20 protein-coding genes are annotated in these 17,795 nt (G+C 70.5%); 13 read left to right on the top strand and 7 right to left on the bottom strand.

Annotated elements, in window-relative coordinates; translation table 11 throughout:
- Positions 1-487 (bottom strand): TetR/AcrR family transcriptional regulator (locus tag ACWDNU_RS29405; RefSeq protein ID WP_449671288.1); only part of this gene is annotated, 487 nt, incomplete at its 3' end.
- Positions 488-578: 91 nt separating this feature from the next.
- On the opposite strand from ACWDNU_RS29405, the gene ACWDNU_RS29400 reads away from it, so the two are divergent.
- The 5 genes from ACWDNU_RS29400 (at position 579) to ACWDNU_RS29380 (ending at position 6,126) form a co-directional block, all read left to right on the top strand.
- The gene (locus ACWDNU_RS29400; RefSeq protein WP_449671287.1) at positions 579-1,508 is read left to right on the top strand and encodes an oxygenase MpaB family protein; all 930 of its coding nucleotides are present in this window, start codon (positions 579-581) and stop codon (positions 1,506-1,508) included.
- Between the two features lie 57 nt (positions 1,509-1,565).
- Complete coding sequence (locus ACWDNU_RS29395; RefSeq protein WP_449671286.1) at positions 1,566-2,594, top strand: LLM class F420-dependent oxidoreductase; 1,029 nt, start codon at positions 1,566-1,568, stop codon at positions 2,592-2,594.
- Between the two features lie 175 nt (positions 2,595-2,769).
- A complete protein-coding gene (locus ACWDNU_RS29390) occupies positions 2,770-4,077 on the top strand; it encodes an MFS transporter (protein WP_449671285.1) in 1,308 nt (435 codons plus the stop codon).
- Positions 4,074-5,489, top strand: coding sequence for a pyridoxal phosphate-dependent decarboxylase family protein (locus ACWDNU_RS29385; protein WP_449671284.1), 1,416 nt, complete (start codon positions 4,074-4,076; stop codon positions 5,487-5,489). The genes ACWDNU_RS29390 and ACWDNU_RS29385 overlap by 4 nt, the downstream gene beginning before the upstream one ends.
- 70 nt (positions 5,490-5,559) lie before the next feature.
- Positions 5,560-6,126: a hypothetical protein gene (locus ACWDNU_RS29380; protein WP_449671283.1), complete on the top strand. Its 567-nt coding sequence runs from the start codon at positions 5,560-5,562 to the stop codon at positions 6,124-6,126.
- Positions 6,127-6,133: 7 nt separating this feature from the next.
- Here the strand turns inward: ACWDNU_RS29380 and ACWDNU_RS29375 are convergent, their stop codons facing one another.
- The gene (locus ACWDNU_RS29375; protein ID WP_449671282.1) at positions 6,134-6,859 is read right to left on the bottom strand and encodes a dienelactone hydrolase family protein; all 726 of its coding nucleotides are present in this window, start codon (positions 6,857-6,859) and stop codon (positions 6,134-6,136) included.
- A 230-nt stretch (positions 6,860-7,089) separates the two neighbouring features.
- On the opposite strand from ACWDNU_RS29375, the gene ACWDNU_RS29370 reads away from it, so the two are divergent.
- Positions 7,090-7,992 carry an NADP-dependent oxidoreductase gene (locus ACWDNU_RS29370; protein ID WP_449671281.1) on the top strand — a complete coding sequence of 301 codons (903 nt, stop codon included), beginning with the start codon at positions 7,090-7,092 and terminating at the stop codon, positions 7,990-7,992.
- On the opposite strand, the gene ACWDNU_RS29365 is transcribed toward ACWDNU_RS29370, so the two are convergent.
- A complete protein-coding gene (locus tag ACWDNU_RS29365; protein WP_449671280.1) occupies positions 7,979-9,682 on the bottom strand; it encodes an MFS transporter in 1,704 nt (567 codons plus the stop codon). The genes ACWDNU_RS29370 and ACWDNU_RS29365 overlap by 14 nt on opposite strands.
- 142 nt (positions 9,683-9,824) lie before the next feature.
- Here ACWDNU_RS29365 and ACWDNU_RS29360 point away from each other — a divergent pair, with 142 nt between their 5' ends.
- Complete coding sequence (locus ACWDNU_RS29360) at positions 9,825-10,892, top strand: zinc-binding dehydrogenase (RefSeq protein WP_449671279.1); 1,068 nt, start codon at positions 9,825-9,827, stop codon at positions 10,890-10,892.
- Between the two features lie 13 nt (positions 10,893-10,905).
- Here ACWDNU_RS29360 and ACWDNU_RS29355 read toward each other — a convergent pair whose 3' ends face one another.
- The 4 genes from ACWDNU_RS29355 to mrf are packed head-to-tail and all read right to left on the bottom strand — an operon-like array spanning position 10,906 to position 13,656.
- On the bottom strand, positions 10,906-12,000 hold the full coding sequence (locus tag ACWDNU_RS29355; protein WP_449671278.1) for a GTP-binding protein: 1,095 nt from the start codon (positions 11,998-12,000) through the stop codon (positions 10,906-10,908).
- On the bottom strand, positions 11,997-12,155 hold the full coding sequence (rpmF, locus tag ACWDNU_RS29350; protein WP_009078889.1) for a 50S ribosomal protein L32: 159 nt from the start codon (positions 12,153-12,155) through the stop codon (positions 11,997-11,999). Before rpmF ends, ACWDNU_RS29355 begins: the two co-directional genes overlap by 4 nt.
- A complete protein-coding gene (locus tag ACWDNU_RS29345; protein ID WP_370936804.1) occupies positions 12,155-12,418 on the bottom strand; it encodes a type B 50S ribosomal protein L31 in 264 nt (87 codons plus the stop codon). Before ACWDNU_RS29345 ends, rpmF begins: the two co-directional genes overlap by 1 nt.
- Positions 12,415-13,656, bottom strand: a complete 1,242-nt coding sequence (mrf, locus tag ACWDNU_RS29340; protein ID WP_449671277.1) for a ribosome hibernation factor-recruiting GTPase MRF — start codon at positions 13,654-13,656, stop codon at positions 12,415-12,417. Before mrf ends, ACWDNU_RS29345 begins: the two co-directional genes overlap by 4 nt.
- A 78-nt stretch (positions 13,657-13,734) precedes the next feature.
- Between mrf and rpmB the strand changes: the two genes are divergently transcribed.
- The 6 genes from rpmB (at position 13,735) to ACWDNU_RS29310 (ending at position 17,731) form a co-directional block, all read left to right on the top strand.
- A complete protein-coding gene (gene rpmB / locus ACWDNU_RS29335; protein ID WP_344275921.1) occupies positions 13,735-13,971 on the top strand; it encodes a 50S ribosomal protein L28 in 237 nt (78 codons plus the stop codon).
- Complete coding sequence (rpmG, locus tag ACWDNU_RS29330; protein WP_116205050.1) at positions 13,972-14,139, top strand: 50S ribosomal protein L33; 168 nt, start codon at positions 13,972-13,974, stop codon at positions 14,137-14,139. It begins immediately after the preceding gene.
- Positions 14,139-14,444 (top strand): 30S ribosomal protein S14, encoded by a 306-nt coding sequence (rpsN, locus tag ACWDNU_RS29325; RefSeq protein ID WP_344275915.1) that lies wholly within the window; start codon positions 14,139-14,141, stop codon positions 14,442-14,444. The genes rpmG and rpsN overlap by 1 nt, the downstream gene beginning before the upstream one ends.
- Positions 14,441-14,686, top strand: a complete 246-nt coding sequence (rpsR, locus tag ACWDNU_RS29320) for a 30S ribosomal protein S18 (protein WP_370936806.1) — start codon at positions 14,441-14,443, stop codon at positions 14,684-14,686. Before rpsN ends, rpsR begins: the two co-directional genes overlap by 4 nt.
- Before the next feature lie 94 nt (positions 14,687-14,780).
- A complete protein-coding gene (locus tag ACWDNU_RS29315) occupies positions 14,781-15,842 on the top strand; it encodes an AAA family ATPase (protein ID WP_449671276.1) in 1,062 nt (353 codons plus the stop codon).
- Positions 15,839-17,731, top strand: coding sequence for a vWA domain-containing protein (locus ACWDNU_RS29310; RefSeq protein WP_449671275.1), 1,893 nt, complete (start codon positions 15,839-15,841; stop codon positions 17,729-17,731). Before ACWDNU_RS29315 ends, ACWDNU_RS29310 begins: the two co-directional genes overlap by 4 nt.
- Positions 17,732-17,795 lie beyond the last annotated feature (64 nt).

Here is a 17,795-nt window from a genome sequence, read left to right as displayed (position 1 = left end):
GCGCCCCCACCACACCCAACGCCACGAGCTGGCGGCCGGTCTCGTCGCCGCGCGACAGCTGTTCGCCGACGAGCGTGGTGAACGCCGGGAGGAGGTGCAGGCCGCGGCTGGTCAGCGCGGGATCGGTCAGCGGCGCGAGCAGCAGCACGCGGCCCTTGCGCGGATCGTCCAGCACGAGTTCCACGAACGCCGTGACCGCGCGTTCGGCACGGCGGCTCGGATCGGCTTCTCCGGACACCGCGTCGGCCAATGCTTGGCGGGCTTGGTCTCCGACGTCCTCGTAGACAGCGGCGACCAGGCTTTCCCGGTCGGCGAAGCTCTCGTAGAAGTACCGCTCGGTCAGTTTCGCGGACCGGCACACCGCGCGGACGCTCACCGCCGCGCTGCCCTGCGCGCCGAGCAGGTCGAGCCCGGCGGCCAGCAGCTGCGCGCGCCGCTGGGCCTTGCGGTCGTCCAGCGTCGTGCCCGCCCACGTGCGGCCCGGCATACCCGCTCCCGTCCCGAGTTGACCACAGCTGTTGTCACATCCTAACCTGACAACAGCTGTAGTCACTTCGCCGACCCGCCGAGGAGCCGCGATGAGCAGGGACGCACCCGAACCGCTGGGACCGGACTCGCTGACCTGGAAGTACTTCGGCGACTGGCGCGGGCTGCTGATCGCGTTGTGGGCCGGGTCGATGCAGAACATGCACCCGGGGCTCGGCGCGGGCGTCGAGGAGCATTCGCGGTTCTTCGAGGAACGGTGGCAGCGGCTTTTCCGTTCGCTGTACCCGATCGGCGGCGTGGTCTACGACGGCCCGCTCGCGCACCGCACGGCGCTGGAAGTGCGCGGCTACCACGACCGCATCAAGGGCGTGGACAAGAAGGGCCGCCGCTACCACGCGCTCGACCCGGACACGTATTACTGGGCGCATTCGACGTTCTTCGTCAGCACCATCCTGATCGCCGACAATTTCATGGGCGGCATCGGCGAAGAGGAAAAACGCACGCTGTTCGACGAACACGTGCGCTGGTGGCGGATGTACGACATGACGATGCGGCCGGTGCCGGAATCGTGGGAGGACTTCCAGCGGTACTGGAAGCACATGTGCACCGAAGTGCTGGAAGACAACAAGGCCACGCGCGACGTCCTCGACCTCCGCGGGATCGCGAAACCGCCGTTCCTGCCGTGGCTGCCGGATCCACTGTGGACGCCGGTCTCGAAGATCATCGCGAAACAATTCGTGTGGCTGACCGTCGGCCTGTACGACCCGGAAGTGCGCGACCTGCTCGGCTTTCGCTGGTCCGCACGCGACGCCCGGCGGCACCGCCGCGTGGGCAAGCTGATCAACGCGGCGTTCACGCTGCTTCCGCACGATCGCCGCTACCATCCGCGGGCACGGGCGGGCTGGCGGCGCGCCCGCGGCGAACTGGCCCCGGGGACGCCGCCGGTCGAAACCCCGCGCCGCAATCTTCCCCCGCTCGCCGAGCGCGGGAAACCGGAGCACTACTCGCCGGACGTGCCGTGAACGGTGCGGGAACCTGATTCCCGCACCGTGCACGGGCTTCGAGATCAGGAGGGCTTGATGAAGCTGGGCTTTCACCTCGGGTACTGGGGGAGCGGGCCGATCCCGGGCGCGCAGGAGACCGTGCTCGAAGCCGAACGGCTCGGGTTCGACTCGGTGTGGTCGGCCGAGGCGTACGGGTCGGACGCGTTCACGCCGCTCGCCTGGGTCGGGGCTGCGACCAGCCGGATCAAGCTCGGCACGAACATCGTGCAGATGTCCGCGCGCACCCCGACCGCGACCGCGATGAGCGCGCTGACCATGGACCACCTCTCCGGCGGCCGGTTCGTGCTCGGGCTGGGCGCGTCCGGGCCGCAGGTGGTGGAGGGCTGGTACGGCCAGCCGTATCCGAAGCCGCTGGCGCGCACGCGCGAGTACGTCGAGATCGTGCGCAAGGTGCTGGCCCGCGAGGAACCGGTGACCCTCGACGGGCAGTTCTTCCAGCTGCCGCTCAAGGGCGGGACCGGACTGGGCAAACCGCTCAAGCCGACCGTGCACCCGCTGCGCGCCGACCTGCCGATCTACCTCGCCGCCGAAGGCCCGAAGAACGTCGCGCTGGCCGCGGAAATCTGCGACGGCTGGCTGCCGCTGTTCTTCTCGCCCAAATCGGACGCGTTCTACCGGGCCGCGCTGGAGGAGGGTTTCGCCCGCCCGGGCGCGCGCCGGAGCGGCCTGGACGGTTTCGAGGTGGCCGCGTCGGTGCCGGTGATCGTGCACGACGACGTCGAGGAGGCGGCGAGCTTCATCAAGCCGGCGCTGGCGCTGTACATCGGCGGGATGGGCGCGAAGAGCGTGAACTTCCACCACGACGTGTTCGCCCGGCTCGGCTACGCGGACGTGGCGGACAAGGTGCAGGAGCTGTACCTGGCCGGGCGCAAGGAAGAGGCAGTCAAGGCGATCCCGACTTCGCTGGTCGAGGACACTTCGCTGATCGGGCCCGCGGAGAAGATCCGGGAAGAGCTGGCGGCGTGGGAAGACACGGTGGTGACGACGCTGCTGCTGCGCGGGGACGCCGGGTCGCTGGCGAAGGCGGCGAAAGCGCTGTCCTGAAAGCGGACTCGTGAGTGCCTATCCCGGTTAGAACCGTGATAGGCACTCACGAGGGCGTAGTCGGCCCGGTACGGCCGGTGCATCACGACGGTGGCACGATTCCTCCCGACCACTACCGGGAACCGGCGAAGATCCATTAGGCATGCGTTCGTCGTTCCGCCTTCGAGGAGGACCTTTGGCGTCGCTGTCCCGCCGCACGAGATTCCGCTACTCGCTCGGCTCCTTCGTCACCGGCGGGTTCGGCACGGTGCCGGGGCTGCTCCTGCTGCCGTACCTCACCGACACGATGGCCGTGCCCGCGGCGGCGGCCGGGGTGATCGTGTTCGTGCCCAAGGCGTGGGACGTGGTCTTCAACCCGGTCGCCGGACGGTTGTCCGACGCCGACCTCGCGCGCACCGGCAGCAGGCGGCGGTTCCTGCTGCGCGGCGGGATCGGCGTCGCGGTCCTGTTCGCCGCGCTGTTCGCGCATCCCGGCTTCGGCACGCCGGTGTGGGACGCGGCGTATGTCGTGGCGATGTTCTTCCTGTGCGCCACCGCGTACGCGTTCTTCCAGGTGCCGTTCAACGCGCTTCCGGCCGAGCTGACCGATTCCGCCGAGGAACGCACGAAGCTCACCAGCGTCCGGATCGGCGTGCTGGCGGTCGCGGTGCTGGTGTCCGGCGGCGGCGCGCCGGCGATCACCGACCTGCTGCCCGGCGTGGCGGGCTACCGGGTGATGGGCCTGGTGATGGCGGTGATCATCCTGGCCGCCACGCTCGGCGTCTACTTCGGCCTGAAGGGCGCGCCGGTCGGCTCGCTGCGGCCCAACACGGTGCGGCTCAAGGAATTGGCGCGCACCATCGCGCAGTGGCGGTCGTTCCGGTGGCTGCTGGGCGTCTACTTCATCCAGGCGCTCGGCATCGGCACCGTGCTCGCCGCGATCCCGTACTTCGCGCAGCACGTGCTCGGCGATCCGAGCTACCGCACGTACCTGTTCGTCGGGTTCGTCGGGCCCGCGCTCGTCACCATGCCGGTGTGGCCGCGGCTGGGCGCGCGCTGGGGCAAGCTCGCCGGATTCCGGATCGCCACCACGTCGTTCTTCGTCGGCCTGGTGGCGATGTACTTCGCCGACCAGCTCCCGTTCGCCGCGACACTGGTGTTCGTCGCGCTCGCCGGCGTCGGCTACGCGGGCATTTCGGTGTTCCCGCTGGCGATCCTGCCGGACCTGATCAGCGCCGAGGAGGAACGGACCGGCGAGACCAGGGCGGGCGTCACGGCCGGCGTGTGGACCGCGTCCGAGACGCTCGGGCTCGCGCTCGGGCCGGGACTGTTCGGCATCGTGCTGCAGGCCGGGAGCTACGTGTCGAGCACCGGCGCGACCGCCGTCCCGCAGCCGCCGTCGGCGATCACCGCAATCGTGATCGGCGCGTCGGTGCTGCCCGCGGTGCTGATCGCGCTCGGCATCCCGCTGCTGCGCCGCTCGGTGCTGGAGAAGCAGCCGTGAACGACGTCCTCGCGCGGCTGCGCGAACTCCGCTCCGGCGACCTGCCGACGCACGGCGGCCGCACGCTGGCCTACGTGTACGACAGCGGACTGTCCGAAGTGGACGAAATCGCCGCGGCCGCGCACGCGCTGGCCAGTTCGGCCAACGGACTCGACCCGACCGCGTTCCCCAGCCTGCTGCGGATGGAAAACGACCTGGTCGCCCGCGCGGCCGGGCTGCTCGGCGGTACGCCGGACACGGTCGGCACGGTGACTTCTGGCGGCACCGAGTCGTGCCTGCTGGCGGTCCTCGCCGCCCGCGACTCCCGGCCGGACGTCGAGGCACCGTCAATCGTGCTGCCGGAAACAGCGCACGCCGCGTTCCACAAGGCCGCGCACCTGTTCGGGGTGCGGAAGGTCGTGGTGCCGGTCGATCCGGAGACCTTCCGCGCGGACCCGGAGGCGATGACGGCCGCGATCGACGATTCCACTGTGCTCGTGGTGGCGAGCGCGCCTTCGTACGCACACGGTGTCGTCGACCCGATCACGGAAATCGCCGCCGCAGCTTCGGCGCGCGGAGTGCGCATGCACGTCGACGCGTGCATCGGCGGCTGGGTGCTGCCGTACTTCGCGAAGCTCGGCGCGGACCTGCCGCCGTTCGGCTTCCGCGTTCCGGGCGTCACCAGCATTTCGGTGGACCTGCACAAATACGCCTACTGCGCCAAGGGCGTCTCGGTGCTGCTGCACGCTTCCGCGGAACTCCGCCGGACGCATTTCTTCGCGAGCGCGGCCTGGCCCGGCTACACGATGCTGAACCCGACGCTGCAAAGCACCCGCTCCGGCGGCCCGCTCGCCGCCGCGTGGGCCGTCGTGCATCACCTCGGCGAGGACGGCTACCTGCGGCTGGCCTCGCGCACGCGCGAAGCGGTGGGCCGGATTCGCGCTGGCGTGGCATCGATCCCGGGCTTGCGGGTCCTGGGCGACCCGGTGTCGACACTGGTCGCGTTCGCCGGCTCGGACGGTTTCGACCTGTTCACCGTCGCCGACGAGATGAAGGCTCGCGGCTGGTACGTCCAGCCGCAGTTCGCGCACGGGACTTCTCCGCTGAACCTGCACCTCACCGTCACCGCGGCCAACCACGGCAGCGAACCGGAATTCCTCGCCGACCTGACGGCTTCCGTCGAGGCGGCGCGCGCGGAAGGCCCGGTGCGGGTCGATCCGGACGTCGCCGCGTTCGTGGCCGCACTGGACCCGGCGACGCTGACGTCCGAGCAGTTCGGCGGCTTGCTCGCCGCGGCGGGCCTGACCGGTGCGGCCGGGCTGCCGGAGCGGATGGCGCCGGTCAACGCGCTGCTGGCGGTCGCGCCGGAACCGTTGCGGGAGCGGCTGCTGGTGGAATTCCTGGGCGCGCTGTATACGCCGTCGCGGGACTAGCGCAACCGAACGGCCGGTCGCCCGTCCAGTGATCATGGGGAGTGCCGAGGAAAGCCGAAGACCGAGTCTGGTGCTGGCCGCAGTCGTGTTCCTGCTCGGCTGGCTGCTGGCCGCCGCCGTGAGCTACTTCGTCGTGCCGATCAGCGGCGTGATCCCGGTGCCGGTGATCGTGCTGACGGCGGGAGCGTGGCTGACCGCGGCGATGGCGACGGGCATCAGCGCGTGGCTGGTGTGGCGGGGGCTGCGCTGGCCGGGTGTCGCCGGATACGCGGTGGTCACCGCGGCGTGCGCGGTGCTGATGGCCAGCACCAACTGGGTGCACTTCTACGCCACCAGCTGGTATTCGATGCACCGAGCGGACTATGCCGACCTGCTGCGGTCCCTGAACGAGCTCAAGAGGGGCGAAAAGCCGCCCCTGGCGATTTCGCGGATCAACAACGACCCGGAACGGCCGGTGTGGTTCGTCCAAGCCTGGGCGGGGATTCCCGACTGCGCCGCCGGGTTCGCCCACTTCAGCGGTTCCCCGGAGAAGTACCTTCCCGGCCGTCCCGTCGACTCGTACGACTACCTCGACGGCTTGGGCTGTGCCGTCCGCCCGACGGTCGAGCTGGGCGACGGCTGGTGGTGGGTCGAGTAGCGGAGCCTCACAGCGTTCCGCCGAGGAGCGGCAGCAGCCGTTCCCAATGCCGTCGCAGGCCAGCGGGGTTGAAGGAATCCGTGTCGGCCATGGTGAATCCGTGGACCGTGCCGGGGTAGATCTCGGACGTGTAGCTGACTCCCGCGGTGTCGAGGGCTTGGTTGAGTTCGCCGAGAGTTTCCGGCGTCAGATCGGACGCGGCATGGCCGAAGTGCGCTTGAGCGGTGAGCTGAGCGAAATTCTCGGGCCCGGCGGCACCCACCGGTGCGTGGAATCCGGCGACAGCGGCCACCTGATCCGGATGGGCCGCGGCGGTGCGGACTGCGTGGAGGCCGCCGATGCAATAGCCGGTCACCCCGACCGGCCCAGAGCTGACTTCCGGCTGAACGGTGAGGAAATCGAGGTAAGCCTTGGCGTCGCGCAGCACCAGTTCGGGAGTGTGCGCTTCGATCAACGGCATCACCTGAGCGAAGACCCCGGAACGCTCGTCCGCTCCGATGAACTCCGGAAGTTCGAGGACCGGCGCGGGGCCGTGCCGGTAGAAGTAGTCGGGAACAAGCACGTAGTAGCCGTGCGAGGCCAGTTCGAGGGCCAGGTCGCGCAGCACTGGCCGAAGGCCGAAACCGTCGGCGTACATGAGCACGCCGGGGTGCCGCTCGCCGTCGTCGGGGAACGCGGCGAAGGCGTCGGCTTGGCCGTCAGGGGTGGGGATCCGCAGAGTCTTGCCGGGCATGAAGGTCTCCTGTCGTCGTTGAGGTGCCTGTGGTCACGACGAAGGAGGCGGGGCCCGCGCGGCGCTCAGAAGAGCACCGGGTAGCCGATCCGTCTGTGGCGCAATGCCGTCCCGGTAGTCATCGCTGATCAACCTAGCCCATCGGGCCGCACTGGTCGAGCCGCGGCTTGACGTCAAGTCCGCTTGATGTCGAACACTGGCGGTGATCGACACGAAAGCTGGAGGCGGCGATGAGCAAGGCGATGGGGTTCCGCGAGCTGGGCGGACCGGAGGTGCTGCGGCTGGAGGAGGTGCCGGAGCCGCATGCCGGACCGGGGGAGGTGCGGATCCGGATGAAGGCCGCGGGGCTGCAGGCGTTCGACGTCGCGGTGCTCGCGGGGCTCATCCCGGTGCCGGAACCGGGCGCGTTCACCGTGCCGGGCAACGAGTTCGCCGGGGTGATCGACGAGATCGGGGAAGGCGTCGAAGGGTTCGCGGCGGGCGACGAGGTGCTCGGCTTCGGCCGGCTGGGCGCGTATCAGGAACTGGTCGTCGCGGGACAGGACCAGGTGGTGCCCAAGCCGCCGGAGATGCCGTGGGAGGTCGCGGGCGCGTTCACCGCGGCGGCGCAGACCGCGGACATCGCGGTCGAGGTCATCAACGTCGGCCATGGTGACACGGTGCTGGTGCACGGTGCGGCGGGTTCCGTCGGGGCGATGGCGGTGCAGCTGTCGCAGCTGCGCGGTGCGAAGGTGCTCGGCGTCGCGCGTCCCCAGTGGCACGAGCAGGTGCGGGCGCTCGGAGCGATTCCCCTTGCCTACAGCGAGGATTTCGTCGAACGGGTGGCTCCGCACGGCGTCACGGCGTCGATCGACGGGGTCGGCGGCGCCGCGCTGGAGTACACGCTGGAGCTGATCAAGGACCGGTCCCGGATTCTCACTCTGGTCGAGCATGACCGCGCCGCGGAGCTGGGCATCCGGCTCACGGTGAACGACCGCTCGGCGGCCCGTCTCGCGCGGCTGGCGGGACTGTACGCGAAAGGCGAGCTGACGCACCGCATCATGGCGACCTTCCCGTTCACCGAAGCCGCCGAAGCGATGCGGACTTACCAGGCGGGCAACATCCACGGCAAGATCGCGCTCACGATGGACTGACCTGGTCCTGGTGGAAGTACCGCTTCCCCCGCGACGCCGACGCCAGCGCGGCGACCAGCGCCATCGCCGCGGCCGCGACGAACACGGTGACCAGTCCGTCGTGGAACGGCCCGGAAATGAGGGTCGGGAAGAACTCCTTGCCGGTCAGCGCCGCGGAATCGGCGGGGGAGAGCTGGCCGAGCACCCAGGGTCCGACGAGGTGCGCCACCGGGTTGCTGCCCAGGAACGCGGCGAAGAGGGTGCTCACCGGCGGCAGTTGGGCGATGTTCGCGGCGACGTCCGCGGGGACGCCGTGCGCTTGCAGGCCGCCGGTGAGCGTCGACGGCAGCGAGCCGGCCAGCCCGGCGATCATCAGCGAGAAGAACACGCCGATGGACAGCGACGTCCCGGAATTCTGGAACGTCGAGCGCATGCCGGACGCGACGCCGCGCTGGTGGTCCGGCACGCTGCTCATGATCGCGGAGGTGTTGGGCGCGGAGAACATGCCCTGCCCGATCCCGCTCAGCACGAGCAGCGCCGCGAACGCCGGATAGCTGAAGTCCACCGGCAGCGCGAGCAGGCCGAGGAAGGATCCGGCGACCAGCAGCAGGCCGCCGGTGGAGAAGAGCCGCGCGCCGAAGCGGTCGGAGAGGAATCCGGAGACCGGACCGGCGATCAGGAACCCGGCGGTGAGCGGCAGCAGGTAGATCCCGGCCCACAGCGGGGTTTGCTCGTAGTCGTAGCCGTGCAAGGGAAGCCAGATCCCCTGCAGCCAGATGATGAGCATGAACTGCATCCCGCCGCGCGCGATCGCGGTGAGCAGCGCGGCGAGGTTCCCGGCGGTGAACGCGCGGATGCGGAACAGCGACAGCTGGAACATCGGCGACGGCACCCTGGTCTCGATCACACAGAACGCCGCGAGCAGCGCGATCCCGGCGCCGAGCCCGCCGAGCACCCACGGGTTGCCCCAGCCGGTCGCCGCGCCGCCGTAGGGCTGGATGCCGTAGGTGATCGAGGCGAGCACGACCGCGGTGCCGAGCGCGAAGGTGACGTTGCCGCCCCAGTCGATCCGCGACCGTTGCGGACGGCTGATCTCGCGGAGGCTGCGGATCGACCAGACGGTGCCGAAAACGCCGAACGGCACGCTCACCCAGAACACCGCGCGCCAGTCGAGTTCGGCCAGCAGGCCGCCCGCGACCAAGCCGAGGAATTGCCCGGCCAGCGCGGTGATCTGGTTGACGCCCAAGGCCATTCCCCGCTGTTCGCGCGGGAACGCGTCGGTGAGGATCGCCGCGGAGTTCGCGGTGAGCATCGCGCCGCCGACGGCCTGCACCACCCGCCAGCCGATCAGCCACAGCGCCCCGCCGCCCGCGTGGAACGGGTCGAACGACAGCGCCACCGAGGCGACGCTGAAGATGACGAACCCGACGTTGTACATCCGGACGCGGCCGAACATGTCGCCGAGCCGCCCGAGCGTCACCACCAGGACCGCGGACACCAGCAGGTAGCCGAGGATCATCCAGAGCAGGTAGCCGATGTTGGCCGGGGCCAGCGGGTCCAGGCCGATGCCGCGGAAGATCGCGGGCAGCGAAATGATCACGATCGAGCCGTCGAGCGCAGACATCAGCACGCCGAGGGTGGTGTTGGAGAGTGCTACCCACTTGTACCGCCCGCCGTGCCGCGTCTGGGTTTCGCTCGTCCGGTCCGCCACAATCGACAGCCTAGACTGATAAACCTAGCCTGTTCAACTGGTGCGAAACGGGTATCCCGGACGAACCATCCTGGTAGCGACAGGCTCCTGGTTGCCTTCGCCCGCTTCGCCGAGGATCGGGGGTGGAACGAAGGAGAAATCGGTGAAAGCTGCTGTGCTCAAGGAGTTCGGGCGCCCGTTGTCGGTCGAGGAGGTCGCGGATCCGGTGCCGGGCACCGGGGAGGTGGTCGTGGACGTCGTCGCGGCTCCGGTGCTGCACTACACCGCCGAGGTGATCAGCGGCGCGCGGCGGTACCTGCTCGACCTGCCCGCGATCCTCGGCACCGGCGCGGTCGGCCGGGTGCGCTCGGTCGGTCCGGACGCGACGAAACTCCGGCCGGGCGACTGGGTTCGCTGCGACCCGACGGTCCGCTCCCGCGACGACGCGGTGACGCCGGACGTCGTCCTGCAAGGGTTGACGGCGCGCGGTGACGGAGGTTTGGCGTTGCAGCGCCACTTCCGGCACGGCGGGTTCGCCTCGCAGATCATGGTCCCGACCGAAAATGCGGCCCCGCTGGGCTCCATTGACGAGGCCGACGCCGGTCGGTGGGCAGCGCTCGGGATTTGCCTGGTGCCCTACGGCGGCCTGCTCGACGGCGGGCTGCAGCCAGGGGAGACGGTGCTGATCAGCGGCGCGACCGGCACGTACGGCGGCGCGGCGGTCGCGGTGGCCATCGCGATGGGCGCGGGCAAGGTGATCGCGCCGGGCCGGAACCGGGCGGCGCTCGCCGATCTGGAGCGACGCTTCGGTCACCGCGTCCGGACTGTTGTGTTGTCCGGCAACGAAGACGAAGACCGCGCGGCAATGCAGGCAGCTGCGGCGGGGCCGGTCGACCTGGTGCTGGATCTGCTGCCACCGTCCGCTTCGGTCGCGGCGGCGCGCGCGGCGGCGATGACCGTGCGGGAGTTCGGCCGCGTGGTGCTGATGGGCGGGATCGGGGACGACGTGGCGCTGCCGTACCCGTGGCTGATGCTGAACAGCGTGACGGTGCGCGGCCGGTGGATGTACCCACGCGACGCGGTGCCGAAGCTGATCGCCCTGGCACGGTGCGGACTGCTGGACCTGACGCAGTTCGAGGTGGACGAGTTCGCGTTGTCCGCAGTGGGCGAGGCGGTGGAGCACGCGGCTGAGACGGGAGGGCGGCTCCGGCTCACGGTGTTGCGGCCGTGAGCCGGAACTGTCCTCAGTGGACGTGAATCGGCTCCCATTCGGGGAACGGATCGTCAGCGGCGGAGGCATCGGACAGGCAGGTCTCGAGCGCGTCGAGCAGCGCGGCGTGCTGAAGCCCGACGCCGATGAATACCAGTTCCTGCCGTGGTTCGTCGGCGACGCCCTGCGGTTCGAACCGTGCGACGCTGCCTGCCTGTGACCACAACCCGAGCGTGCCGGGCCGCGTGCTGAGGCTGAAGAATCCCTTCGACCGCAGCACGGTGCCGAACTCGCCGGAGTCGAGCCGCGAAGTCACGAACTCCCACAACCGCACCGGGTCGAACGCCCGTGCGGAGCGGAACACGACGCTGGAGATCCCGTACTCCTCGGTCTCCGGCACGTGGTCGCCGTTCAGCTCCGCCACCCAGCCCGGCGCCTGCTGCGCGCGTTCGGCGTCGTACCGGCCGGTGCTGAAGACCCGCGCCAGCGGCACCCGGCCGAACTCCGCGGACACGACGTCGGCAGCTGGGTTGAGGCGGCGCAGCGAGGCCAGCAGGCGGTCGCGTTCGGACGGGGTGACCAAGTCAACCTTGTTCAGCAGCAGCACATCCGCGAACTCGACCTGGTCCATCAGCAGGTCGCTGACCGTCCGCTCGTCGCCGTCGTACTGGTCCAGCCGACGCTCGACCAGACTGTCTCCCCGGGCCAGTTCGCGGGCGAAGTTCGCCGCGTCCACCACGGTGACCATCGTGTCCAGCCGCGCCGACGACAGCACCGGAGTGCCGTCGTCGGCGGGGAAGGAGAACGTCGCGGCCACCGGCATCGGCTCGGAGATCCCGCTGGACTCGATGAGCAGATGGTCGAACCGCCCGTCGTCGCACAGCCGCGCGACCTCCTCGAGCAGATCCTCGCGCAGGGTGCAGCAAATGCACCCGTTGGTCATCTCGACCAGCCGCTCGTCGGTCCGCGACACGCTGTCCCGCACGAGCGCGGCGTCGATGTTGACCTCGCTCATGTCGTTCACGATCACCGCGACGCGCAGGCCCTCGCGGTTGGCCAGGATCCGGTTGAGCAGCGTGGTTTTCCCGGCGCCCAGGAATCCGGAAAGGACAGTGACCGGGACGCTCACCGCTCGAGCCGCTGGAAGTGCTTGATCAGCTTGCGCGGCACCAGCTTCCGCTCGCCGTCCACGACGATCGGCACCAGATCCGGCACCGCCGCCTTCCACTGCGAGCGCCGGGACCGGGTGTTGCTGCGCGACATCTTCCGCTTGGGGACGGCCATCAGCTCGCACCCCCGCGCTTGCGCTGCCCGTAGCGGCGGTGGAACTTCTCGACCTGGCCCGCCGAGTCCAGGATCCGCTGGGTGCCGGTCCAGAACGGGTGCGACCACGCGCTGATGTCGACCACCACGAGCGGGTAGGTGTTGCCGTCGGCCCAGTCGATGGTGCGGTCCGAGGTGGCGGTGGAGCGGGTCAGGAACGCGTCGCCGGTCGACGAGTCCTTGAAGACCACCGGATGGTAGTCGGGGTGGATGCCGGGTTTCACAGGGTTTCGTCCTTCTGGTTGGCGGCGTTGGCGTGCCGGTCGGGTTCTTCGGTTTCTTCGCAGGGGTCTTCGTGCCAGTCCCCGAACGGGTCGGGATACGCGCGCCAGGCCGCTTCGCCCTCGGCCAGTTCGGCGTCGGTGAGCAGAGCCGCCTGCAACGCGCTCTCGATCTCCGCCGGGGCGGCCTGATCGGTGACAATCACCAGTTCCTGCGCGCGGTCGCCGTGCACCGGGTCCCAGCGCAGCGAGGCGAGCGTGCGGCGTTCGGGGGAGACATCGGCCCAGTCCGGCCCGTCCGGGGAGGCGAGCCACGGCCCGGCGTGCCCGATGCCGAGCCCGCCGCCCGCCGATTCGATCCAGAACGCGACGTCCGGCTGGCTCGCGACCCAGGCCCGGCCGCGGGTGCGGACCACGCCGTCGAGCAGCAGGTCGATCGCCTCGTGCAGCCGCTCCGGATGGAACGGGCGCTGCGCGGTGAACCGCAGCAGTTCGATGCCGCAGTCCGGGTGCAGCGGCGGGGCGCCGCGCAGCAACGCCCCGTGCAGGTCGGTGACCTCGCCGCGCCGGGCGTCGGCGGGAATCGCGGCGAACAGCCCGGCGGCGTCCGTGCGGGCCAATTCGACGCGCGGGACAGACGGCGCGACCCGGTCGAGCACCGCCGAGGATTTGGCCGCGCACCAGGCGTCCGAGGCGGCTCCGGCGAGCACGAGCACGTCCGCGGATTCCACTTGCGACAGTGCGACCTGCGCGACCGTCCGCTCGTCTTCCGGGCTGCCCTGCAGGCCGCGTTCGGCGAGCAGGTCGTCGCCGGTCACGTCGGCGAGCCAGGTGGCGCAGTCGAGCACGGTGAAGACCGCTTCGAGTTCGACGTCGTCGCTCACCGGGCGGTCGCCGACCAGGACGTTGCGGATCGCCCAGCTCACCGGCTCCGGCTCCATCGCCTCGTCGAGCCGCACCACGATGCGGTCGACCTGAGGCATCCGGGCCAGCCGGCGCAGCAGCGGAAGCAGGTCCTCGCGCAGCGTGCAGTTGACGCAGCCGTGCGCGAGTTCGAGCGGCGTCAGCTCGTCGCGGCCGCGCAGCCGGATCCGGCGGCGGACGACACCGGAACCGATGTCGCGCAGGTCGTGGTGGACGACGGCGGTGCCGGGGCTGGCGCGGAGCAGGAGCGCGGCGAGGTCGCCGGTGCGGGCGATCCCGCTGCAGAGCACGAGCGGGACACGCGGACGTGGGGGCACTGGATCTCCAGACGACGGGGCGGGGTACGGTGACGAGCGTAGTTGAACATGAATGTCACTATCAACTTGGGAGGGTCCGTGTCAGCCGTGTGCCAGGTCACCGGCCGCAAGCCGGGCTACGGCAAGCAGGTCTCGCATTCGCACCGCCGCACGTCGCGGCGCTGGGAGCCGAACCTGCAGACCCGCCGCTACTACGTGCCGAGCCTCGGCCGCGCGGTGCGGCTGAAGGTGTCGGCGAAGGGCATGAAAACGATCGACAAACGCGGCATCGACGCTGTTGTCGCCGATCTCGTCGCGAAGGGAGTGAAGCTCTAGATGGCGAAAAGCACCGACATCCGGCCGATCATCAAGCTGCGGTCGACCGCAGGAACCGGCTACACGTACGTGACGAAGAAGAACCGCCGCAACAATCCGGACCGGATGGTACTGCGCAAATACGACCCGGTGGCGCGCAAGCACGTCGAATTCAAGGAAGAGCGCTGATGGCGAAGAAGTCGAAAATCGCGAAGAACGAGCAGCGGAAGGTGATCGCCGCGCGGTACGTCGAACGGCGGCGCGCGCTCAAGGCGGTGATCGCGTCGCCGTCGGCATCTTCGGAGGAGAAGGCCGACGCAGTCGTTGCGCTGCAACGCATGCCGCGCGACGCGAGCCGCACGCGCATCCGCAACCGCGACACCGCCGACGGCCGCCCACGCGGATACCTGCGCAAATTCGGGCTGTCCCGGGTGCGCATGCGGCAGATGGCGCACAACGGGGAACTGCCCGGCGTCTCGAAGTCGAGCTGGTGAGCGCCATGCCTAAACCAGACCGTGCGCCGCGCCGCCGCCCCAACCCCTTCCACGCGGCCGGAATCACCAGGGTGGACTGGAAAGACGTCGACCTGCTGCGGAAATTCATCTCCGACCGCGGCAAGATCCGGGCCCGCCGGGTCACCGGATTGACGCCGCAGCAACAGAAACAGGTGGCGACGGCGATCAAGAACGCGCGGGAGATGGCGCTGCTGCCGTACCCGACGGCGGCGCGGAGCTGAAAAACCGGATGCGGGCAGCGGGCACGGCGCGCGACCATAGCGGTACGAAACGGGCGTCGCACCAGGATGTCCCGGCACCGGAGGGGTCCACGCCTTGCACGCCCAGCTCACCGTCACGCCTGCCCAGCTGCCCGACATCCTGCTCACGACCGCCGTCGTCCGGCCGGTCTTTCTCTGGGGCGCGCCGGGAATCGGGAAGTCGTCGCTGGTCCGGGAATTCGCGGCGGCGCTCGGCCTGGAGTGCGTCTCGCTGCTCGGCACTCAGCTCGCGCCGGAGGATCTGATCGGCGTGCCGCAGATCGCCGATGGTCGCAGCCGGTTCTGCCCGCCCGAGCAGATCGCGCGCGACGAGCCGTACTGCCTGTTCCTGGACGAGCTGAACGCCGCGTCGCCGGACGTGCAGAAGGCGTTCTATTCGCTGATCCTCGACCGCCGGATCGGCTCGTACGAGCTGCCGCCCGGTTCGGTGGTGATCGGCGCCGGCAACCGCGCCACCGACCAGGCGCTCGCCCGGCCGATGGCCTCGGCGCTGGTGAACCGGCTGGTCCATCTCCATCTGCGCGCGTCCGCGGGCGACTGGCTCGCCTGGGCGGCGGGCAACGACATCCACCCGGCGGTGGTCGAGTACCTGGCCCAGCGCCCGGACCACCTGTGGAGCCAGCCGCCGAAGACCGAGGAACCGTTCTCCACGCCGCGGTCCTGGCACATGCTGTCCGATCTGCTGCACTCGGCCGGAGATCCGCTCGAGGACGAGACCGTCGGGCTGCTCGCGTACGCCACGCTCACCCCGCAGCACGCCGGTGCGTTCCGGTCGTACCTGAAGGTTGCCCGGCACGCCTTCGACCTGGAGGCCATCCTCAAGGGCGACGCGCGCTGGCCCGCCGAGCCCGGCGAGCGCGACCTGCTCTACTTCCTCGCCGAGACGTTCCGCGTCCGGCTGGCCCGCGACCTCCCCGCGGACAAGCGGCACGCGTCGGCGGCGGTGCGGCAGTTCGCGTTCCGCGCGAAGAGCCTGCTGGTCGAACTGGCGGAGATCTCGCTGGAGATGGCGCAGCTGGTGATCGCGGACGACGAGGCGGGCAACCCGCGCCTGCCGTCCTGGTTCCTGGTCGAAGCCGCGCGCGACCTGCCGCGCCTGGTGGCGGCTCGGGCATGAGCTGGGTCCGTCCCGACGGGCGCCTCCGCGAACGCCGGAACAAGGCGATCGACGCGGGCTGGGCGCTGGTCCGCGCGAATACCGTCCTCAACCAGCTCGCGAGCCGCGCGAGTCTGGACCGCACCAGCCTGACCGGCGTCGAGTCTTGGGCAATCGTCGCCGACAACGGCCAGATCACCGCGAACCGCGCCCGCGACGCAGAGCCCGCTGAGTGGGCGTGGGTGTTCGCGCATCTGCTGCTGCACCTCGGCCTCGGCCACCTGGACGAGGAACAGCTCGCCGAAGCGGACGCGATCACCGCGGACCGAGGCGTCGACGCGAGCTACAGCGCGGCGGGTTGCGTTGCGGTGCACCGATTCGCGGAGGCGGTGCGGGTCGGGACACCGCTGGTGCTGCTGCCCGAACTTCCCGGCACGGACGAGCTTTCCCTTGCCCGCGCATGGCGCGAGACCGGCGTTCCGGAGGTCTTCCATTCGCTCGGCACCGGCGGCGACCGGCCGTGTCTCGCGCTCGCGGAGCCGCCGAGCCGGTGGCACGCGCAGTACCACGGGAAATCCGCGCCGTGGACCGAACGGTTCGCGCGCGGCCTGATCGCGTCGGCCACCGAGGCGATGGAGCAGGCCGCCGACGCGCGGGGCCAGACCCGGCACCGGCGGAGCCTGGGGGAGTGGGACCGCGCGCTGGGCTGGTTCGCGTCGTCGTTCCCGCTGCTCGGCGCGGTGGCCGCCGGGTTCACCTTGGTCGCCGATCCCGAAGTGGTCCGCGCCTGGGACATCTCGGTCGCGGCGGTCGACGCCGAGCACGGCGAGATCTACGTCAACCCGCACGCCGCGCTGACGGCCGAGGAATGGCGGTTCGTGCTCGCCCACGAAATGCTGCACGCCGCGCTCCGGCACGACCGCCGCGCGCTCGGCCGCGACCCGTACCTGTGGAACGTCGCTTGCGACTACGTGATCAACGGCTGGCTGGTCGCGCTCGGCGTCGGCGAGCTGCCCGGTGACGGACTGCACGACCCGCAGCTCGCCGACCTGTCCGCGGAATCGGTGTACGACACGCTGACCACCGACCTTCGCCGCGCCCGCAAGCTGCGCACGCTGGGCGGCCGCGAGGCCGGCGACGTCCTGGGCGACTGGCTGTCCGAGCCGGACGCCGCTGCCCGCCGGTCCTCGCGCCGGGCGGACCCGAAGCCGCTCCCATGGCGTGACGGCGACCGGACCGGCGGCGTCGACCTGGACGAGTTCTATCGCCGCGCGCTCAGCCAGGGCTTAGTTTACCACCACGCCCAGGGCCGCGGGCTGGTGCCGCTCGGGCTGGAGCAGGAGATCCGCGCGCTGGACCATCCGCCGCTGCCGTGGGACGCGCAGCTCGCCCGGTGGTTCGACGAGCACGTCCAGACGGAGCAGCCGGTGCGCAGCTACGCGCGGGCGTCGCGCCGTCAGTCGGCGACGCCCGACATCCCGCGTCCGGGCCGGGTCTTCCCGGAACGGATCGAGCGCCGCGCGACCTTCGGCGTCGTGCTGGACACCTCCGGCTCGATGAACGCGGAACTGCTCGGCAAGGCACTCGGCGCGATCGCGTCGTACGCGCTGGCCCGCGACGTCCCGGCCGCCCGGGTGATCTTCTGCGACGCGGCCGCCTACGACGCCGGATACCTTGCGGTGGAAGACATCGCGGGCCGGGTGAAGGTCCGCGGCCGCGGCGGCACCCGGCTGCAGCCCGGCGTCGACCTGCTGCGCCGCGCCCCCGATTTCCCGGAGGACGGTCCGGTCCTCATCATCACCGACGCGCAATGCGACCACGTCCGCCCGCTCCGCGAACACGCCTTCCTGGTCCCGCGAGGCGCCCGGCTGCCGTTCGTGCCGCGCGGTCCGGTCTTCCGAGTGGAATGAGTCCGGTGCCAGATCGCAGGGGTGCCGCCGTAGCAACAGAAACAGGCAACGCGGAGCTATGCCC

It is taken from the genome of Amycolatopsis sp. NPDC003676 (genome assembly GCF_053587275.1).
This window is presented reverse-complemented; position numbering and strand designations above follow the sequence as displayed.